Here is a 1,092-nt window from a genome sequence, read left to right as displayed (position 1 = left end):
CCCAGCACGATGTGCCGGTCGCTCTGGGCGCGCAGCAGCGCGGGGAAGGCGAGCGCGGCACTGCCTGCGGCGAGGCCCTGGAGGAGGTGGCGGCGGTTCGACATCGGTACGGTCATCGGAAGGCCTTCTGGAGGAAGTGGAGCGCCGGCCCCATGCCGGCGGACGCCGGGGTTCCCGCGACGAGGCGGCGACCGGTCTTCCGCGGCCCGGGCGACGGGCCGGCCAGGGGCGGCATGCCGCGCTGATTCTGGTCACGGCCGCCGCCGGCCCTTTTGTCCGATGTCAAGCGCTCCGCGGCCGGCGCCACGGGCGCCTTCTTCCGAGGCGTGCGCTTCAGCGCTTCACGCGGCCGTCCTCGGTCAGCATGGCCAGCTCGACGAACTTCGACGCGACGCGGTCGCGGGCGCTGAAATTGACGTTGAAGCCCCCGAGCGACAGGTTGTGCACTGATTCCAGCCCGGCGATCAGGCCGTCGCGGCTGAGCCGCGGCGCGCGGCGCAGGCCCTCGGCGAAGACCCTCGCGGCGATGTAGCCCTCGATGCTGGTGTAGTCGGGCTGCAGCTGGCTGCCGGCGCGCCTGAGCGCGTCGAGGTACTCGCGCGCGATCGCCGTGGTGCCGGTGTAGGGATAGGGCATCACCTGGCTGATCATCACGCCGCGCGCGTCGCGGCCGAGCTCGTCGGCAAGCGCCTGCGTGCCGACGAAGGACACGTTGTAGAACAGGCCGCCGTAGCCGGCCTTGCGCGCCTCGCGGACGAAGGCGGCGCAGGACTTGTAGGCGCTGATCTGAACCACGGCCTCGGGCGCGGCGGGCAGGATGCGGCGCAGCGCGGCGGCCACGTCGGTCGAGTTGCGCTCGACGGTGCCGACCGCCACCGGCGCGAGGTTCAGGCCCTTGAGCGCGCGCGTCACGCCCTCGAGGCCGGCGGCGCCATAGCTGTCGTTCTGGTGCAGCACGGCGATCTTCTTCAGGCCCGCCGCGTCGAGCTGCCGCACGATCAGCGCGGTCTCGTCGAAGTAGGAGGCGCGGATGTGGAAGACGTTGCGGCGCAGCGGCTCGCGCAGCGCCTCGGCGCCGGTGAAGGGGGCGAA

General features: G+C 72.6%; 1 protein-coding gene. It reads right to left on the bottom strand.

The annotated features are described in order from the left end of the window. Positions 1 to 333: 333 nt before the first annotated feature. Positions 334 to 1,092, bottom strand: a 759-nt coding sequence (locus D3A59_RS24905) for an ABC transporter substrate-binding protein (protein ID WP_119157981.1), incomplete at its 5' end; no start/stop codon positions are given.

It is taken from the genome of Caldimonas tepidiphila (genome assembly GCF_003569765.1).
Taxonomy (GTDB): Bacteria; Pseudomonadota; Gammaproteobacteria; order Burkholderiales; family Burkholderiaceae_C; genus Caldimonas; species Caldimonas tepidiphila.
This window is presented reverse-complemented; position numbering and strand designations above follow the sequence as displayed.